Annotated in this window: 13 protein-coding genes; 4 read left to right on the top strand and 9 right to left on the bottom strand. The window is 73.8% G+C overall.

Going from position 1 to position 15,363, the window contains the following annotated elements; all coding sequences use genetic code 11:
• Window positions 1-6: 6 nt before the first annotated feature.
• Both PSED_RS03630 and PSED_RS03625 read right to left on the bottom strand, forming a co-directional pair.
• The gene (locus PSED_RS03630) at window positions 7-360 is read right to left on the bottom strand and encodes a three-helix bundle dimerization domain-containing protein (protein ID WP_013672910.1); all 354 of its coding nucleotides are present in this window, start codon (window positions 358-360) and stop codon (window positions 7-9) included.
• Window positions 357-1,241 (bottom strand): universal stress protein, encoded by an 885-nt coding sequence (locus PSED_RS03625; RefSeq protein WP_013672909.1) that lies wholly within the window; start codon window positions 1,239-1,241, stop codon window positions 357-359. Before PSED_RS03625 ends, PSED_RS03630 begins: the two co-directional genes overlap by 4 nt.
• 169 nt (window positions 1,242-1,410) lie before the next feature.
• Between PSED_RS03625 and PSED_RS03620 the strand changes: the two genes are divergently transcribed.
• The 3 genes from PSED_RS03620 (at window position 1,411) to PSED_RS03610 (ending at window position 6,081) form a co-directional block, all read left to right on the top strand.
• A complete protein-coding gene (locus PSED_RS03620; RefSeq protein ID WP_173400035.1) occupies window positions 1,411-2,658 on the top strand; it encodes a PP2C family protein-serine/threonine phosphatase in 1,248 nt (415 codons plus the stop codon).
• A gap of 238 nt (window positions 2,659-2,896) precedes the next feature.
• A complete protein-coding gene (locus tag PSED_RS03615) occupies window positions 2,897-4,966 on the top strand; it encodes an MMPL family transporter (protein ID WP_013672907.1) in 2,070 nt (689 codons plus the stop codon).
• A 92-nt stretch (window positions 4,967-5,058) separates the two neighbouring features.
• Complete coding sequence (locus PSED_RS03610; RefSeq protein ID WP_013672906.1) at window positions 5,059-6,081, top strand: adenosine deaminase; 1,023 nt, start codon at window positions 5,059-5,061, stop codon at window positions 6,079-6,081.
• A gap of 105 nt (window positions 6,082-6,186) precedes the next feature.
• On the opposite strand, the gene PSED_RS03605 is transcribed toward PSED_RS03610, so the two are convergent.
• From PSED_RS03605 to PSED_RS03575, 7 genes are all read right to left on the bottom strand, one after another.
• Window positions 6,187-7,743 carry an FAD-dependent monooxygenase gene (locus tag PSED_RS03605; RefSeq protein ID WP_013672905.1) on the bottom strand — a complete coding sequence of 519 codons (1,557 nt, stop codon included), beginning with the start codon at window positions 7,741-7,743 and terminating at the stop codon, window positions 6,187-6,189.
• Window positions 7,744-7,799: 56 nt separating this feature from the next.
• Complete coding sequence (locus PSED_RS35455; RefSeq protein ID WP_041759241.1) at window positions 7,800-10,073, bottom strand: ATP-binding protein; 2,274 nt, start codon at window positions 10,071-10,073, stop codon at window positions 7,800-7,802.
• Between the two features lie 12 nt (window positions 10,074-10,085).
• Window positions 10,086-11,237, bottom strand: coding sequence for an RNA polymerase sigma factor (locus PSED_RS03595; protein WP_013672903.1), 1,152 nt, complete (start codon window positions 11,235-11,237; stop codon window positions 10,086-10,088).
• On the bottom strand, window positions 11,234-11,644 hold the full coding sequence (locus PSED_RS03590; protein WP_199796637.1) for a YciI family protein: 411 nt from the start codon (window positions 11,642-11,644) through the stop codon (window positions 11,234-11,236). Before PSED_RS03590 ends, PSED_RS03595 begins: the two co-directional genes overlap by 4 nt.
• A 128-nt stretch (window positions 11,645-11,772) precedes the next feature.
• Window positions 11,773-12,480, bottom strand: a complete 708-nt coding sequence (locus PSED_RS03585) for a flavin reductase family protein (RefSeq protein ID WP_013672901.1) — start codon at window positions 12,478-12,480, stop codon at window positions 11,773-11,775.
• A 194-nt stretch (window positions 12,481-12,674) separates the two neighbouring features.
• Window positions 12,675-12,956, bottom strand: a complete 282-nt coding sequence (locus tag PSED_RS03580) for a hypothetical protein (RefSeq protein WP_013672900.1) — start codon at window positions 12,954-12,956, stop codon at window positions 12,675-12,677.
• 136 nt (window positions 12,957-13,092) lie between these two features.
• Window positions 13,093-14,163, bottom strand: coding sequence for a tartrate dehydrogenase (locus PSED_RS03575; RefSeq protein ID WP_013672899.1), 1,071 nt, complete (start codon window positions 14,161-14,163; stop codon window positions 13,093-13,095).
• A 116-nt stretch (window positions 14,164-14,279) separates the two neighbouring features.
• On the opposite strand from PSED_RS03575, the gene PSED_RS03570 reads away from it, so the two are divergent.
• A complete protein-coding gene (locus PSED_RS03570; protein WP_013672898.1) occupies window positions 14,280-15,197 on the top strand; it encodes a LysR family transcriptional regulator in 918 nt (305 codons plus the stop codon).
• Window positions 15,198-15,363 lie beyond the last annotated feature (166 nt).

The raw sequence follows: 15,363 nt of genomic DNA, 5'->3' as shown, positions 1-15,363 counted from the left end.
TCCGCGTCACCCCGACTCGGACGCCCGGCCCGCGAGCTGCAACAACCGCTGCCGGGCCAACCGTTCCACGAGCTCGGGCAGCGCGGGCGGCGGCGCCGCGTCGAGGTCGGCCCGGCAGCTCACGACGGTGCGCCGGACCGTCCCGCGGTCGACCCGGCCGGCGAACTCACCGGCGAGCCGCGCGACCGCGGCGGTCACACAGTCGTCGTCCTCGGCGCCGTCCTCGGCGCCGACCTCTACGCCGTCCTCGGCGCGGACCTCGGAGGGGTGCGTCGTGCTCTCCCGCGCTGCGGCACGCCTGTCCCGGCGCGACCGGGCGGACCCGACGGCCGGGTCACGCCGGTCGGGCGACGGGGTCACCGCGTCGGCGGCGCCGACGCCACGTCGGCCGGCGCCCGGTCGGAATCGACCGCCGCGTGCACGGCCGGCTGCGCCGGAACGGCGACGATCGGGCACGGCGCGAACTCGACGAGCCTGCGCATCGTCGACCGCGTCGACACCGGTTGCAGATGATGCCCCACCACGATCACCCGCGCCGCCGTCGCGAGGTCCACCAGTCCCTGCCCGGCCCCGTCCTCGACCACCTCACCGGCCACCGCGACCTCGGGGGCCTGGTCGGTGATCCACTGAACACCACGGTCCACGAGCCGTCGAGCCGCGTCGTCGTCCGCCGAGCTCGTTCCCGACGACGTCGGGCCGGGTGCGCAGTGCACGACGAGGACCGACGCCCCGGACGCCCGGGCGAGCAGCAGTGCGGTGTCGAGGACGCCCGGCCCGGTCCCGAGATCCTCGAGCGCCGCGACGACCGGGCCGCCACGCGCGGGCGGGACTCCCGGCGACGTGCCCCGGACCACGGCGACCGGGCAGCCCACCCGCCCCGCGAGGCCGAGCGCGATGTGCCCCACCAGCGTTCCCGACCAGGCACCGTCGCCGTAGCTCCCCACGACGAGCAGGCGGGCGTGGCGCGCGCGCGTGTGCAGCAGGTCGACGGTGTTGCCGTGGACGATCTCCACCGACGCCCGCGCCACGCCGCAGCGCTCGGCGTCCGCGACCAGTTCTCGCATGTAGGGCGGGAGCGGCGCGGATGCCAGGTCCGCCGAGCCGTGGAGCTGCGCGTGCAGCAGCACGAGCGGTGCCCCGATCGCCGCCGCGAGCTCGGCCGCCCAGTGCAGGGCGTCGCGCGCGGACGCGGACTCGTCGACACCGACGACGACGGGGAGGGGACGGGGCGCGCTGGACATTCGACAACTCCTCCTCGACGCCTGCTCCGGTCCTTCCAGCGTCCTCGCGACCCGCCCGCAGGCACAGAGGCCGTCGTCGGGCGGTTCCGGGACCAAGGTCCCCCACCTGCCACGATCGTGGTTCGCACGACGGCGGACGACGCCGCTCGGCCCTCATATGCTCACGGCCATGCCCGACGGGAGCGTCCAGGTCACGGACATGCAGACGCTGCTGGAGCGCGTCGAGACGGCTGCACCCGTCGACGCGATCGACGTCGCGGCCGACGAGCTCGCGGCGCTGCTCGGCGCGCGCGAGGTCGGACTCCTGATCGTGGACTACAGCGGCCGGATGCTCGTCCGGCTCGGACGGACACCCGCCCGCGGCGAGCGCACGCACGACACCGAGAACGCGGAGTCGGTGCCGCTGCCCGGGACGGTGTACGAGGAGGTGCTGCGCACCCAGCAGGTCGCCGTCCGCGAGGTCGGCGACGGCGCGCGCGTCACGGCTCCGGTGACGGTGCGCGGAGATGTCATCGGCGCGATGGACCTCGTGCTGCCTGCCCCGCCGACGCCGCGACAGGTGGCCGACATCGCGGGGATCGGGCACCTCCTCGGCCACGTGATCGTCGTCAACCGGCGCTACACCGACCTGTTCGAGTGGGGCCAACGCACCACGCCCGTGTCGTTGTCCGCCGAGATCCAGCGACGGCTCCTGCCGGCCGCCTTCACCTGCGAGGCGGGGCAGTTCACCCTCGCCGGCTGGCTCGAACCCGCGAGCACGGTGGGTGGTGACACCTTCGACTACGCGTTCGATCGCGGGACCCTGCACCTGTCGATCACCGACGCCGCGGGCCACGACGTGCAGGCGGCGATGCTCGCCACCGTGCTCGTCGGTGCCCTGCGCAACGCGCGGCGCGCCGGGATGGACCTGGCCTCCCAGGTCGTCCGCGCGAACGACGATCTCGCGGCGTACTCCTCGGCCGGCTGGTTCGTCACCGGTCAGGTCGTGCGGATCGACCTGGGCCGCAGGACCGCCGCCATCGTCAACGCCGGCCATCCGAGACCCCTGCGGCTGCGCGGGGGCCGGGTCGAGGAGGTCGAGCTGGCCGTCGACATCCCGTTCGGTCTCGAGCCGGGTAGGCCGTTCCGGGTGCAGCCGCTCCCGCTCGAACCCGGGGACCGGATCGTGTTCGTCACCGACGGGATGCTCGAACGGCACGCCGCGGAGCTGGACTTCCACGCCACGCTGCGCGACACCGCCCACCTGCACCCGCGCGAGGTCGTGCACGCGCTCGGTGCGGCGGTGCTGCGGATCACCGGCGGCGCCCTGCGCGACGACGCCACCGTCCTCTGCCTCGACTGGTACGGCGGATCCGCGAGCCGCGAGGCCCGGCACGGGGCCAGCCCGGAGTACGCATCGCCCACCGAGCGGGCATGACCCGCGTACTCGAGTTCGCGTGTGAGCCGCACCTCGCGTGCGCACCCCCGTTGAACAGGCGACTTCTACAGAGCGTCGATAACATCGGGTGATGCGCCTGAATTCGGACCCTTCGCCCGGATCATCGCCGGGGGAGAGCCCGGCGGCGGACCCGTCGCCCGGCTCGCCGACGGCGAACCGAGGCAGCTCCGGGTCCGGGTCGGGGTCCCGCCGGGCCTCGGTGGTCCGGTGGGCGGTCGTGGCGGGGCTACTGCTCGCGTGGCTCGCCATCGGCGGCATCAGCGGCCCCTTCCAGGGGCGGCTGGCGGAGGTCCAGACCAACGACAGCAGCACCTTCCTGCCCGCCGACGCCGAGTCCACCCGCGCCGCGCAGGAGCAGCAGGAATTCACCGGCGCCCAACCGCTGCCGGCCGTCGTCGTCTACGAACGCACCGACGGCCTGACCGCACAGGACCTCGACGCGATCCGCGGCCACGCCGCCGCGGCCGCGGCGGCCCCGGGGGTGCAGGACGTGTCGCCGGTGATCCCGGCGCCGGACCCCGCGGCCGCACAGTTCGTCGTCGCCTACCCGGGGGCCGAGCGCGGTGAGCTCGACGAGCTCGTCCCCGAACTGCGTGACAGCCTGGCGACTGGCCTGCCCGCGGGCCTGTCCGTGCACGTCACCGGGCCAGCCGGGCTGGCCGCGGACCTGAGCGCGGCGTTCGCCGGCATCGACGGCCTGCTGCTCCTGGTCGCCGCCGGGGTGGTCGCGCTGATCCTGCTGATCGTCTACCGCAGCCCGCTGCTGCCGGTACTCGTGCTGCTGTCCGCGGGGCTCGCGCTGTGCCTCGCGGTCGTCGTGGTGTACCTGATGGCCGACGCCGGGTGGATCACGTTGTCGGGGCAGACGCAGGGGATCCTGTTCATCCTCATCGTCGGCGCCGCCACGGACTACGCCCTGCTCCTGATCGCCCGCTACCGCGAGGAGCTGCGCCGCACCGAGTCCACCTGGACGGCCATGCGCCTCGCCTACCGCGCCACCGTCGAACCGGTGCTGGCGTCCGCGGGCACGGTCATCCTGGGCCTGTTGTGCCTGCTGCTGTCGGGCCTGAACTCCAACCGCGGTCTCGGGCCGGTGGCCGCGATCGGCATCGTCGCCGCGGTGCTGGCCGCGCTGACGTTCCTCCCCGCCGCCCTGCTGCTGTTCGGGCGCGCGGCGTTCTGGCCCTTCCGTCCGAAGGTCGGGACCGCGGGGTCGACCAGCGGGCTGTGGAGCCGGATCGCCGCGGCCGTCGGCAGGCGGCCCCGGCGGCTGTGGATCGCCTCCGCGATCGTCCTCGGTGCGCTCGCCGCGTTCGTCCCGCAGTTCCAGGCGTCCGGGGTCGCGCAGTCGGACTTCTTCGTCGACAAGGCCGCTGTGGACTCCGTGCAGGGCCAGGAGGCGCTGAGCCGGCACTTCCCCGGCGGCACCGGGTCGCCGGCGGTCATCATCGTCGCCGCCCCGGCCGAGGAGCGGACCGTCGCGACGGCGCGGACCGTACCCGGCATCGTGTCGGTGGACCGCGGCTCCCCGCAGGTCGTCGACGGGCGGGTGCAGCTGTCGGCGATCCTCGCCGACCCGGCGGACAGCGAGGCCGCCGTCGCGACGGTCACCGAGCTGCGACGGACGCTGGCGACCGTGCCCGGCGCGGACGCACTGGTCGGCGGGGTGACGGCGACGCAGCTCGACAGCCAGGACACCGCCGCGCGCGACCTGCGCGTCGTGGTGCCCGCGGTGCTGGTCGTGGTGTTCCTCGTGCTCGCCCTGCTCCTGCGCGCGCTCGTCGCGCCGTTGCTGCTCATCGCCTCGGTGGTGCTGTCGTTCGCGGCCACGCTGGGGATCGGTGCGCTCGTGTTCAACCACGTGCTGGACCTACCGGGCGCCGACCCGAGCGTCCCGTTGTTCGCGTTCGTCTTCCTCGTCGCACTCGGCGTGGACTACAACATCTTCCTGATGAGCCGGGTGCGGGAGGAGGCCGAGCAGGTCGGCACCCGCGACGGTGTGGTCCGCGGCCTGGAGGTCACCGGAGGGGTGATCACCTCCGCCGGGGTGGTCCTGGCCGCGACGTTCGCGGCGCTCGCGGTGCTGCCGATCCTCTTCCTCGTGCAGATCGCGTTCCTCGTGGCCGTAGGCGTCCTGGTCGACACCCTCATCGTCCGGTCGGTCCTGGTACCCGCGCTCGCCCTGGACATCGGCCGTCCGATCTGGTGGCCCGGTGCCCTCGCCCGACGGGACCCGAAGGGCGAGGACCGGCCCGTCGTCGCCGCGGGGACCGCGCCGCCGGCCTGAACCGCGCGCCGCTCGGCCCACGGGGAGGTACGTTCGGCCGGTCGGGACCGGCGTCTCTCGCGCCGGTCGGGGCCGGCGCGAGAGGCGGTACGGTGCGCGAGTTCGTCATGGGCCTGCCCAAGGCGGAGCTGCACGTCCACGTCGAGGGCACGATCGAGCCGGCGACCGCCTTCGCGCTCGCCGCGCGCAACGGTGTGCGGCTGCCCTGGGCCACACCCGACGAGCTGGCCGCGGCGCACGACTTCGCCGACCTGCAGTCGTTCCTCGACGTCTACTACGCGGTCATGGCGGTGCTGTGCACGCCGGCCGACTTCGCCGACGTCGCGGACGCCTACCTCGCACGCGCTGCGGCCCAAGGCGTCCGCCACGTCGAGATGTTCTTCGACCCGCAGGCCCACGTCGCCCGCGGCCTGCCGATCGAGACGGTGATCGACGGGCTGTACGCCGCGACGTCGACGGCGCGGGAGCGACACGGGCTCACCGCCGGGCTGATCCTCTGCATGATGCGCGACCGTCCCGTCGACGACGCCGCAGCCACCCTCGCCGCGGCACTGCCGCACGTCGACAAGCTGGTCGGTGTGGGTCTCGACTCCGCAGAGGTCGGGTACCCCCCGGGCCTGTTCGCGCAGGTCTTCGCCGACGCCCGCGCGGCGGGCCTGCACGTCGTCGCGCATGCGGGTGAGGAGGGTCCGGCGGAGTACGTGTGGGAGGCGATCCGGACGCTCCACGTCGAACGGGTCGACCACGGCCTGCGGTCGCTGGAGGATCCGGCGCTCGTCGCGCATCTCGTCGGGACGGGGCTGCCGCTGACGGTCTGCCCGTTCTCGACCGTCCGGCTGCGCGGCTGCGACACGCTCGCCGACCATCCCGTCGCGCGGATGCTGCGAGTGGGGCTCAACGTGTCGGTCCACTCCGACGATCCCGCCTACTTCGGCGGCTACGTCGGGGACAACCTCGACGCGGTCCGCGAGACCCTCGGCCTCACCGTCGCCGAACTGCAGACGCTCGCGGCGAACTCCTTCCGGTCGTCGTTCCTGCCCGCCGACGCCGTGCAGGCGCACCTGCGTGGACTCGACGAGTACGTTTCGGCGCGGGCTCAGTACAGCGAGGGGTAGCCGGCGTACCCGGTCGGGGTCGAGACGCCGGGCCCAGGAAGGGACGCCCCCGGGTCCCGGCTCGTCACGGTGCCGCACCTGTGCCCCGTTCTCAGGTCGGGGCGGCTACGCGGATGCGGCGAGCGCGTAACCACCGGCCCGCCCGAGGGCGAGGTCGACGGCGGCGAGCAGCCGGCCGACGGGCTCCGCGGCCCTGGCGCAGGTCCAGGCGACATGGCCGTCCGGGCGGACGAGCACCGCGCCGCCGGAGGCGACGCCGTACCGCCGGGCCAGCCGCTGCGCGTCGCACCCCAGCTCCCGGCCGATTCCGAGGACCTGCACCGGCACGGGCGAGGACGCCGCGGCGGCCCGCCAACCGTCCGCGTCGGGGCCGACGATCAGCGTGAGCCGGCCGTCGAACAGGTCCAGCAGTGAGCGGCGGCGGCCGGCGACCGACACCCAGGCGTGTGGCGCCCGGCGTCCGGGGAGCACGCCGCCGAGGTGCGACCCGGTCGGCGCGATCACAGCGGAGACGTACCGGCGGTCCAGGTCGACGGTCCACTCGCCGTCCGTCGGAGGCACCTCCAGCATCTCCAGCGACCGGCGCGCGTTCCGCTCGCCCGCCGGCTTGCGCTCGGCGTGGTAGGTGTCCAGCAGCGCCTCTCCGGCCGACCCCCGCGCCACCCAGGCCAGCTTCCAGCCCAGGTTGTGCGCCGACTGGATCGCCGTGTTCATCCCGAGCGCGCCTGCGGGCGTCATCCGGTGCGCCGCGTCGCCGACCACGAAGGCGTTTCCCGCGCGGAAGGTGGCTGCCAGCTCACCGACCATCGTGAACGGCATGTGCGTCAGCACTCGTACGTCGAGGGCCGGGTCCCCGGCGGCGGTGCGGACGAGCTCCACGCAGCGGTCCGGCGTGAAGTCCGCCGGTGACTCCCCGCGTTCCGGGAACCACTGCCGGGCCAGGGACCACCGGTCGCCGCCGGCGCGGACGACGACCACCTCGGCGTCCGGATGGGTGACGACGTACATGCCGAAGCGGCGGTCCTCGCCGAGCAGGTCGTCGAGGTTCGCGGCGAAGTGCACGAGGACGAACTCCCCGATTTCGCCGAGGCGCTCCAGCGGAATCCCCGACAACCGCCGGACGACGCTGCGCGTGCCGTCCGCCCCGACCACGAACCGGGCCCGCACGACGGAGGCGGCTCCGGTGGCCCGGTCGCGCAGGGTCGCGGTGACCCCGGCGCGGTCGTCGACCAGGTCGACGAGCTCCACCCCGAACCGGACCTCGCCGCCCAGCGCCCGCAGGTGGTCGAGCAGCACCGGCTCCAGGCGGTCCTGCGGGCAGCAGACCGGCAGCACCGGGCTGACCGCGAGCACCTCCCTCGGGTCGGTCGGGTAACCCATCGGCACCGGGGTGGCCTCGCGCAGGGTCGGCGACACCGACCGCAGCGGACGGACCCGGGCGTCGAGCGCTCGGACCTCGCGGCGCAGACCCCAGGTTCGCAGCAGCTCCATCGTGCGCAGGTGCACCCCGGTGGCCCGCGGATGAATGGACGTGCCCGGGTGCCGCTCGACCACCAGCGCCCCGGCGCCGTTGCGGATGGCGGTGATCGCGGTGGCCAGCCCGGCCGGGCCGGCGCCGATGACCAGCACCTGGCAGTCCGCCGAACGTGTGCGTGTCGTCATGGCGGCAACGGTGGACCGGCCGAGCGGCGACGTCGTGAGAAGGACTACGTAGGTCGCTACGTATTTCCGGGGGCGAGACCGTCCTGGTGCAGCCACGCGGCGAGCTGGGTGCGCGTGCGGAGCCCGACCTTGGTCAGGGCGTGGTCGACGTGCACCTCGACGGTGCGCACCGAGAGCTGGAGCCGCCCCGCGATCTCCCGGTTGGTCATGCCGGTGGCCACCAGCGCGGCGATCTCGCGCTCGCGGCGGGTGAGGCCCGCCCCCGGGCCGGCTCGCCACGGGTCCTCGGGCGCGTCGGCCAGACCCAACGCGACGGCCTGGTCGACGGTCATCCCGCGCCCGCCCTCGACGAGCTTCGCGGCTGCCGCACCGACCGTCGCGCGAGCCGGCTCCAGCCACGCGTCGAGCCGCGCGCGGACGTTCTGCGGCCGGTGGGTCTGGTTGACCTCCTCGTAGGCCGCGGCGGCACCGGCGAGCCGCAGCGCGACGCGGGGTCGTCCGGTCCTGGCGGCCAGTCCTGCCAGCAGGCTCAGCCCGACGGCGATGGCGAAGCGGTCCCCGAGGTCGACGACGGCGGGCACCGCCCTCGTCAGCACCGCCCGTGCCCGCGCCAGGTCGCCGAGCTCGAGATCGGCCATGGCGTGCAGCTGGCGGGCCCGGGCCTCGATCGCCGGCAGGCCGCGCGCCTCGCACAGCGCCACGCAGCGTTCCAGCCGCTCGCGGGCGAGCCGGTGGTCCTCCCCGAGGATGGCGACCGCGCCGCCCAGCCACAGGGCCGCGGCGATGCCCGCGTCGTCACCCGTCTCGAGCTGCAGCTCCAACGCCCGTTCGATGTCGGCCCGGCCGGCGGGATCACCGGCGATCGCCGACGCCCGGCCCCGGTAGTACAGGACCGTGGCCTCGCCCGCGCGGTCCCCCGCGGCCCGGGCGCGGGCGAGGGTCTCGTCGAGCAACGGGACGGCCGCGGCCCCGTCCCCCTGGTCGGTCGCGAGCCACGCCGCACCGTTGAGCGCGTCCACCCGCTCGGGGTCGTCGTCCGGGACCCGGGCGAGCAGCTCGCCCAGCCGCCGCCTGCCCTCGGAGAAGTGCCCGCGGATGGACCAGAAGGCGGTGAGCCGGTTCGCGAGGCGCAGCGCCGTACCGGGCTCCGTCTCGCCGTAGTGGTCCAGCGCGGCACGGAAGTTGTCGTGCTCGCGCTCGACCAGGTCGAGGCCCACCCGGTCCGGGCCCGCCGGCGGGCGGGCCAGTCCCTCGGCCAGCGCCCGGAACGCCGCCGCGTGCGCCGCGCGGACCCGCTCGTGGCCGGGTAGCGCCACCAGCTGTTCGGCCGCGAACTCGCGGACGGTCTCCAGCATCGCGAACCTGGGGGCGGCACCGAGCACCGGATCGGCCCGGACGAGGCTGTGGTCGACGAGCTCCGTCAGCGCGTCCAGCACGGGGACGGGCAGGTGGACCGCCTCCCTGCACACGCCTTCGAGGACGGCCAGGTCGATGCCGCCCCGGAAGACCGAGCAGACGGCGAGCAGCGCCTTCGCCGCCTCGCTCAGGAGCTCGTGGCTCCAGAGGATCGTTGCGCGCAGCGCCCGGTGCCGGTCCGGGGCGTCCCGGCGACCGCCGACCAGCAGCCCCAGGGAGTCCTCCAGCCGCGCCAGGATCGCCGCCGGCTCCAGGACCTTCACCCGTGCGGCCGCCAGCTCGATCGCCAGCGGCAGCCCCTCGAGGCGCTCGGCGATCCCGGCGACGGCCGCCGCGTTCTCACCGGTGACGGTGAACCCGGGCGCCGACGCGGCCGCCCGCGCGACGAACAGCCGCACCGACTCGCATCCGGCGACCGACGCCGTCGAGGCGGCGGGGCCACCCGGCGGGACGCCCAGCGCGGGCACCGGGAACTCCTGCTCCCACGACAGGTGCAGCGGCGAGCGGCTGGTGACGAGGATCCGCGGCCGGGTGGTGGCGGCGAGCAGGTCGGCGACGAACCCGCGGGCGGCGAGCACCTGCTCCATGTTGTCCAGGATCACCAGGGCGTCCCGCTCGGACAGGTAGCCGCTGAGGTGCTCCAGCAGCGGCGTGCCCCTGGCGTCCTGCAACCCGATGCCGCGGGCCGTCGACACCGGCACCAGCGCGGGGTCCCGCACCGCCGCCAGTGACACGAAGTGCACGCCGTCCGGGAAGTCCTCCGGCGACCTGCCCGCCAGCTCGATCGCCATCCTCGTCTTGCCGCAGCCACCGGGTCCGGTCAACGTCAGCAACCGCGTGCCGAGCAGCAGCGCCCGCGCCCGGGCCAGCTCGCCCTCCCGGCCCACGAAGCCGGTCGACGGTCGTGGCAGCACAGCCGCATCGTCTCACCTCTGTGCCCTCGTGAGCTGCCGCAGCCGCGCGGCCTCCCGGGTCAGGTGGTCGCGCTCGGGAACGCTCGTCGCGACGCGCGCGGCCTCGGCGTAGCGGGCGGCGGCACCGGGCAGGTCGCCTGCCCGTTCGAGCAGGTAGGCGGTCGCGGCGGCGTGGCGCGGCAGGGCCGGGTCGAGGTCGGCCAACGCGGCGAGACGGGCCTGCGGACCGTCCGCCTCGCCGACGGCGACCGCCCGGTTGAGCCGCACGACGGGCGAGTCCGTGAGCGCCAGCAGCTCGTCGTACCACTCGACGATCTGCACCCAGTCGGTTTCGGCCGCCGTGGGCGCGTCGGCGTGCAGCGCGGCGATCGCGGCCTGGGCCTGGTACTCGCCGAGGCGGTCGCGGGCGAGCGCGGCCTGCAGGATGGCCACCCCCTGCTCGATCATGCGGGTGTCCCACGACGACCGGTCCTGCTCGGCCAGCGGCACGAGCCGGCCGTCGGGCGCGGTGCGGGAGGCGCGCCGGGCGTGGTGCAGCAGCATGAGCGCGAGCAGGCCCGCCGCCTCGGGCTCGGCGGAGAGCGCCGCGAGCTGGCGGGCGAGCCGGATGGCCTCGGCCGCGAGGTCGACGTCGCCGCCGTAGCCCTCGTTGAACACCAGGTAGAGCACCCGCAGCACCGTCGTCAGGTCGCCCGGCGCGTCGAGCGGCAACCCCTCGATCCGACGCTTGGCGCGGCTGATCCGCTGCGCCATCGTCGCCTCGGGGACCATGTGCGCCGCGGCGATCTGGCGCGTCGTCAGACCGCCGACCGCCCGCAGGGTCAGCGCGACCGCGGCCGCGGGCGACAACGTCGGGTGCGCGCAGAGGAAGTAGAGCCGCAGCGTGTCGTCGGCCGCGGGCGCCGGAGCAGCGGGTGGTTCGGCGTCGGCGGCGAGCTCCCGGCTCCGGCGTGCCGACTCGGACCGGGTCGCGTCGAGGAACTTGCGCCACGCGGCCGCGATCAGCCATGCCTTCGGCTCGCGAGGCGGATCGTCGGGCCAGGTCTCCAGGGCGCGCACGAGCGCCTCCTGCACGGCGTCCTCGGCCGCCGCGAAGTCGGCTCCGCGGCGGACGAGCACACCGATGACCGCGGGCACCAGCTCGCGGACCAGCTCCGGGTTCATTCGCTCCCCGAGGGCGCCTCGGTGAGGAACGGCCGCACCTCGAGCCACTCGTGGATCGGCTCGCCGCGCGGCCCGGGTGCGGCCGACAGCTCCCCCGCCAGCTCGACGGCCCGCTCCCACGACTCGACGTCGATGACCATCCACCCGGCGACGAGGTCCTTGGTCTCGGCGAACGGGCCGTCGGTGACCGGGGGACGTCCCGCGCCGTCGGAGCGGACGAACGCACCCTCCTGCGACAGGGCCTGCGCGTCGACGAACTCGCCGGTCTCGACGAGGCGGTCGGCGAATTCGCGCATGAACCGCACGTGCGCGTCGACCTCCTCCGGCGCCCACCGGTCGATCGGCGGGTGGTCGACGACGGGGGTCGGTCCGCCTCGGTAGTGCTTGAGCAGCAGGTACTTCACGATGTCTTCCCTTCCTCGCCCGGCCCCGATGGCCGATCGTGCACCCGAGACGGAGCCGAGGTCGCGTTCTCGACATCCTCGCGAGGAAGTTTTTCGACTTTTCCGCCGCCGGGGACAGCCGCGGCCCGCCGTCAGTAAATGACGGACCCGGACGGGGACCAGGCCTTCGTGGCGATCGGCGAGAACTCCGTCGGCCGGCCGTCGAGCCGGTGCATCCGGGCGGGGTGGCGGGCCGCGAGGATCTCGTCGTCGAGCGGCGTGGTGAACACGTTCTCCACCAGCGTGTACTCGGCTGCCAGGCGCCCGACGGGCCCGAGGGCGGCGGTGTCGACGCGGCCGCCCTCGAGGTAGAGGTCGTCGCGGATGTGGACCCGCTGCACGATGCCGAAGACGACGTGATCGTCGTTGCCCACGGGGATGACGCGCTCGAGCGTGCACTCGAACGAGATCGGGGCGCCGTCGACGCGGGGCACCGCCACCACGTCCGACGGGGCCTTGCCGAGGCCGAGCACGTCGAACTCGTCGACCTCGGTGGGGAACTCCGCGGCCGAGCGGTGCGCATGGTGGGCGTGCGGCAGGGAGACCAGGTTGAAGCAGAACTCACCCGTGTCGCGGACGTTGACGAAGGTGTCCTTCAGCTGCCCGTCGGACCGGGGCTGCATCGTGATGGACACCATCGGCGGCTTGCGGCCGACGCATGTGAAGAAGGAGATGGGCGCGAGGTTCGCGACACCGTCGACCGACATCGTGCTGATCCACCCGATCGGCCGCGGGACGATGCTCCCGATCAGCAGTTTGTACGCCGAGGCGGCGTCGAGCGTCGAGGTGTCGATGATCATCGGACGGCTGGCTCCCATCGTGCGCTGCGGGAGGGACAGGCTCCCGACGACGTAATCAATGAGAGATTACCTATGTCGTCCCGGCCCGCAAGGCGCCGCCCGGGTCGCCACACACGGGTACGCGCCCGGGGCGAGGCCCATCGCCCGGGCGCGTAACCGCTTCCTGATCGATCCTCCCCCCACGAGAGGACCGGTCAGCTGTTGCAGTGGGAGTACTTGTCGTCGTGGCAGCCCCACTTGTCGTCGTCCCACTTGTCGTTGCGGTCGTACTTCGAGTCGCAGTCCCACTTGTCGTTCTCGTAGTGGTCGGACCTGCTGTCGTGGCAGCCCCACTTGTCCTCGTACTTGTCGTGGTGCTTGCCGCCGCCGTAGCCGCCCCACTTGTCGTCGTACTTGTCGTGGTTCTTGCCGCCGTAGCCGCCGCCGTCGTTCCACTTGTCGTGACCGGACCTGGAGGGGCAGGTGCTCTTGAACATTTGGGGGCTCCGTCGCTTCTCGTATGAGGAGAGACCTTTGTGTCGCTCCGTCCGATGAGAAGAACTTTGCCCGTTTCGCGAACCGCGGGACAGCGAGCGGGCCCCCGTTCCCGCGGGGGCGATCCCTACTCGTTCCTCAGCCGATCTCGGCCGCGACCGCCGCGCCCAGCCCGCTCGTCGTCCCGGTACCGCCCATGTCGGGTGTCAGGAGGTCGCCCCCGCGAGCGAGCACCCTCTCGATCGCGCCCATGACCGCCGCGGCCGCCTCGGTCTCGCCGAGGTGCTCGAGCATCATCGACACGCACCAGATCTGGCCGACGGGGTTGGCGATCCCCTTGCCCGCGATGTCGGGCGCCGAACCGTGCACGGGCTCGAACAGGCTGGGGTAGTCCCGCTCCGGGTTGATGTTGCCGCTGGGCGCGATGCCGATCGTGCCGGTACAGGCGGGGCCGAGGTCGGAGAGGATGTCGCCGAAGAGGTTGCTGGCGACGACGACGTCGAACCGGTCCGGGTTCATCACGAACTGCGCCGTCAGGATGTCGATGTGGTACTTGTCGACGCGCACGTCGGGGTAGCCCGCGGCCATCGCCTCCACGCGCTCGTCCCAGTACGGCATGGAGATCGAGATGCCGTTGCTCTTGGTCGCCGAGGTGAGGTGGCGCTCCGGGCGGGCCCGCGCGAGATCGAAGGCGTACCGCAGGATCCGGTCGACGCCGACGCGCGTCATCACCGTCTCCTGCAGCACGGTCTCCCGCTCGGTGCCCTCGAACATCCGGCCGCCGACGCTGGAGTACTCCCCCTCGGTGTTCTCCCGGACGACGAGGAAGTCGACGTCGCCCGGCTTGCGGTCGGCCAGCGGGCTGCGCACGCCGTCGAGCAGCTTGACCGGGCGCAGGTTGACGTACTGGTCGAAGCGGCGGCGGAACTGCAACAGGCTGCCCCACAACGAGACGTGATCCGGGACGACCTCCGGCCAGCCGACGGCGCCGAAGAAGATCGCGTCGAAGCCGCGGAGGGTCTCGAACCAGTCGTCGGGCAGCATCGTGCCGTGCTGCTGGTAGTAGTCGGCGGACGCGAAGTCGAAGTCGGCGAGCTCGACGTCGAAGCCGTGGGCCGCGGCCGCGGCGCGCAGCACCCGCACGCCCTCGGGCACCACCTCCTTGCCGATTCCGTCGCCGGGGATCACAGCAATGCGGTGCGTCGTCATGCGCTTCCTTTCGAGATCGCCTGAGCTGCTCTCTGTAGCCTAGGTAGCACAAAAGGGCAGTTCCAGGCGAGATTCGGCCCAAGCACCTTTGCGCGAGACGAAAGGAGTACGCCGAGGTGGATCTCCCCGACCTCGACGACCTCGAGTTCTTCGACGGCATCGCGACGGCCGTGACGCTCACCGAGGCCGCCCGGCGCTGGGGGGTGTCGACGTCGGCGGTGAGCAAGCGGCTCGCGCACCTGGAGCGCCGGCTCGGCGCACAGCTGGTGCGGCGCAGCACCCGCCGGCTCAGCCTGACCGACGAGGGCGTCCGCTACGCCGCCGGCGCGGCCCGGCTCCTGCCGCTGATCAACGACCTCGAGGAGGACGTCGGGCACCGCCGCGACGTCCTGCGCGGCAGCGTCGCTGTGCACTGCACGATGGGGCTCGGGCGCGCCCACGTCGCTCCTGTCATGGGGGCGTTCGCCGCGGCCCACCCGGCCGTCTCGGTCGAGCTGGAGCTCTCGCACCTGCCACTGCACGTGGCCGGGAGCCCGTTCGACTTCGCGATCCGCGTCGGGCGCCGTGACGACACCTCGGTGCGGACGCGGATGCTCCTGCCCAACCGCCGCGTCGTCTGCGCGTCGCCCCACTACCTCGCCACCCGTCCGGCGCCACGCGGCCTCACCGACCTCGCCGACCACGACTGCATCGTCATCCGAGAGATCGACACCGACCACGCCCTGTGGCGCTTCGGGTCCGACGGCGCCGAGACGACGGTCCGGGTGCCGGGCACCATGGTGACCAACGACGGCGACGTCGCGACCCGCTGGTGCCTCGACGGGCACGGCCTGATCATGCGCTCGCTCTGGCACGTCGGTCCGCTGCTGCGCGACGGCGCCCTCGTCCGCGTCCTGGAGGACGTGCCGACGCCGCGGGCCGACGTCGTCGCCGTGCACCCGGCGCACCACGCCCTGTCCCGGCGGGCCGCCGCGGCGCTCGACCATCTCGCCGTCGAGCTCGACCGTCGGCTCGGGGCCGCCACCGCTTGCTGACGATGCCGGGTTCGTGATCGAACCGGCCCGACGTCGAGGTCGGCGGAGCCCTGGCGCGCGGTCCGAGCCCGCATCAGCGCACGTCCCGCCGCGCCTCACCACCTGCGGCATCCCGCGCTCCGCCGACGGCCCGATCTTGTCGGCCCGATCCCGACCCCGAGGCGCG

The sequence above is a fragment of the Pseudonocardia benzenivorans CB1190 genome (genome assembly GCF_000196675.2).
Taxonomy (GTDB): Bacteria; Actinomycetota; Actinomycetes; order Mycobacteriales; family Pseudonocardiaceae; genus Pseudonocardia; species Pseudonocardia benzenivorans.
This window is presented reverse-complemented; position numbering and strand designations above follow the sequence as displayed.